Origin of the sequence: Pseudomonas sp. Fl4BN1, assembly GCF_009908285.1 — a bacterium.
Lineage (GTDB): Bacteria > Pseudomonadota > Gammaproteobacteria > Pseudomonadales > Pseudomonadaceae > Aquipseudomonas.
Map to the genome: position 1 here is coordinate 2,501 of NZ_JAAARM010000071.1, position 3,221 is coordinate 5,721.

Annotated in this window: 2 rRNA genes; both read left to right on the plus strand. The window is 51.4% G+C overall.

What is annotated here, in order from left to right:
* Positions 1-19 precede the first annotated feature (19 nt).
* A 23S ribosomal RNA gene (locus GV818_RS33480) occupies positions 20-2,911 on the plus strand.
* 151 nt (positions 2,912-3,062) lie between these two features.
* A 5S ribosomal RNA gene (gene rrf, locus GV818_RS33485) occupies positions 3,063-3,178 on the plus strand.
* Positions 3,179-3,221 lie beyond the last annotated feature (43 nt).

The window sequence follows — 3,221 nt, forward strand, 5'->3', positions numbered from 1 at the left end:
AGATTGCTTGGGGTTATATGGTCAAGTGAAGAAGCGCATACGGTGGATGCCTTGGCAGTCAGAGGCGATGAAAGACGTGGTAGCCTGCGAAAAGCTTCGGGGAGTCGGCAAACAGACTTTGATCCGGAGATGTCTGAATGGGGGAACCCAGCCATCATAAGATGGTTATCTTGTACTGAATACATAGGTGCAAGAGGCGAACCAGGGGAACTGAAACATCTAAGTACCCTGAGGAAAAGAAATCAACCGAGATTCCCTTAGTAGTGGCGAGCGAACGGGGACTAGCCCTTAAGTGGCTTTGAGATTAGCGGAACGCTCTGGAAAGTGCGGCCATAGTGGGTGATAGCCCTGTACGCGAAAATCTCTTAGTCATGAAATCGAGTAGGACGGGGCACGAGAAACCTTGTCTGAATATGGGGGGACCATCCTCCAAGGCTAAATACTACTGACTGACCGATAGTGAACTAGTACCGTGAGGGAAAGGCGAAAAGAACCCCGGAGAGGGGAGTGAAATAGATCCTGAAACCGTATGCGTACAAGCAGTGGGAGCAGACTTTGTTCTGTGACTGCGTACCTTTTGTATAATGGGTCAGCGACTTATTTTCAGTGGCGAGCTTAACCGAATAGGGGAGGCGTAGCGAAAGCGAGTCTTAATAGGGCGTCTAGTCGCTGGGAATAGACCCGAAACCGGGCGATCTATCCATGGGCAGGTTGAAGGTTGGGTAACACTAACTGGAGGACCGAACCGACTACCGTTGAAAAGTTAGCGGATGACCTGTGGATCGGAGTGAAAGGCTAATCAAGCTCGGAGATAGCTGGTTCTCCTCGAAAGCTATTTAGGTAGCGCCTCATGTATCACTGTAGGGGGTAGAGCACTGTTTCGGCTAGGGGGTCATCCCGACTTACCAAACCGATGCAAACTCCGAATACCTACAAGTGCCGAGCATGGGAGACACACGGCGGGTGCTAACGTCCGTCGTGAAAAGGGAAACAACCCAGACCGTCAGCTAAGGTCCCAAAGTTATGGTTAAGTGGGAAACGATGTGGGAAGGCTTAGACAGCTAGGAGGTTGGCTTAGAAGCAGCCACCCTTTAAAGAAAGCGTAATAGCTCACTAGTCGAGTCGGCCTGCGCGGAAGATGTAACGGGGCTCAAACCATACACCGAAGCTACGGGTATCACGTAAGTGATGCGGTAGAGGAGCGTTCTGTAAGCCTGTGAAGGTGAGTTGAGAAGCTTGCTGGAGGTATCAGAAGTGCGAATGCTGACATGAGTAACGACAATGGGTGTGAAAAACACCCACGCCGAAAGACCAAGGTTTCCTGCGCAACGTTAATCGACGCAGGGTTAGTCGGTCCCTAAGGCGAGGCTGAAAAGCGTAGTCGATGGAAAACAGGTTAATATTCCTGTACTTCTAGTTATTGCGATGGAGGGACGGAGAAGGCTAGGCCAGCTTGGCGTTGGTTGTCCAAGTTTAAGGTGGTAGGCTGGAATCTTAGGTAAATCCGGGATTCTAAGGCCGAGAGCTGATGACGAGTTACCTTTTAGGTGACGAAGTGGTTGATGCCATGCTTCCAAGAAAAGCTTCTAAGCTTCAGATAACTAGGAACCGTACCCCAAACCGACACAGGTGGTTGGGTAGAGAATACCAAGGCGCTTGAGAGAACTCGGGTGAAGGAACTAGGCAAAATGGCACCGTAACTTCGGGAGAAGGTGCGCCGGTGAGGGTGAAGGACTTGCTCCGTAAGCTCATGCCGGTCGAAGATACCAGGCCGCTGCGACTGTTTATTAAAAACACAGCACTCTGCAAACACGAAAGTGGACGTATAGGGTGTGACGCCTGCCCGGTGCCGGAAGGTTAATTGATGGGGTTAGCTAACGCGAAGCTCTTGATCGAAGCCCCGGTAAACGGCGGCCGTAACTATAACGGTCCTAAGGTAGCGAAATTCCTTGTCGGGTAAGTTCCGACCTGCACGAATGGCGTAACGATGGCGGCGCTGTCTCCACCCGAGACTCAGTGAAATTGAAATCGCTGTGAAGATGCAGTGTATCCGCGGCTAGACGGAAAGACCCCGTGAACCTTTACTATAGCTTTGCACTGGACTTTGAATTTGCTTGTGTAGGATAGGTGGGAGGCTTTGAAGCGTGGACGCCAGTTCGCGTGGAGCCATCCTTGAAATACCACCCTGGCAACTTTGAGGTTCTAACTCAGGTCCGTTATCCGGATCGAGGACAGTGTATGGTGGGTAGTTTGACTGGGGCGGTCTCCTCCTAAAGAGTAACGGAGGAGTACGAAGGTGCGCTCAGACCGGTCGGAAATCGGTCGTAGAGTATAAAGGCAAAAGCGCGCTTGACTGCGAGACAGACACGTCGAGCAGGTACGAAAGTAGGTCTTAGTGATCCGGTGGTTCTGTATGGAAGGGCCATCGCTCAACGGATAAAAGGTACTCCGGGGATAACAGGCTGATACCGCCCAAGAGTTCATATCGACGGCGGTGTTTGGCACCTCGATGTCGGCTCATCACATCCTGGGGCTGAAGCCGGTCCCAAGGGTATGGCTGTTCGCCATTTAAAGTGGTACGCGAGCTGGGTTTAGAACGTCGTGAGACAGTTCGGTCCCTATCTGCCGTGGACGTTTGAGATTTGAGAGGGGCTGCTCCTAGTACGAGAGGACCGGAGTGGACGAACCTCTGGTGTTCCGGTTGTCACGCCAGTGGCATTGCCGGGTAGCTATGTTCGGAATAGATAACCGCTGAAAGCATCTAAGCGGGAAACTAGCCTCAAGATGAGATCTCACTGGAACCTTGAGTTCCCTAAAGGGCCGTCGAAGACTACGACGTTGATAGGTTGGGTGTGTAAGCGCTGTGAGGCGTTGAGCTAACCAATACTAATTGCCCGTGAGGCTTGACCATATAACACCCAAGCAATTTGCTGACCTGAAAAGGCACCAGATTGCGGTGTGTGAAGACGATACAGACCGAAAGTTTGCGTAACACACAAATCTATTACATACCCATTCGCTGGAACGTTGACCGTAAGGTAAACGAGCTGGCTACCGAATTTCTTGACGACCATAGAGCGTTGGAACCACCTGATCCCATCCCGAACTCAGTAGTGAAACGATGCATCGCCGATGGTAGTGTGGGGTTTCCCCATGTGAGAGTAGGTCATCGTCAAGATTAAATTCCGAAACCCCAATTGCGAAAGCAGTTGGGGTTTTGT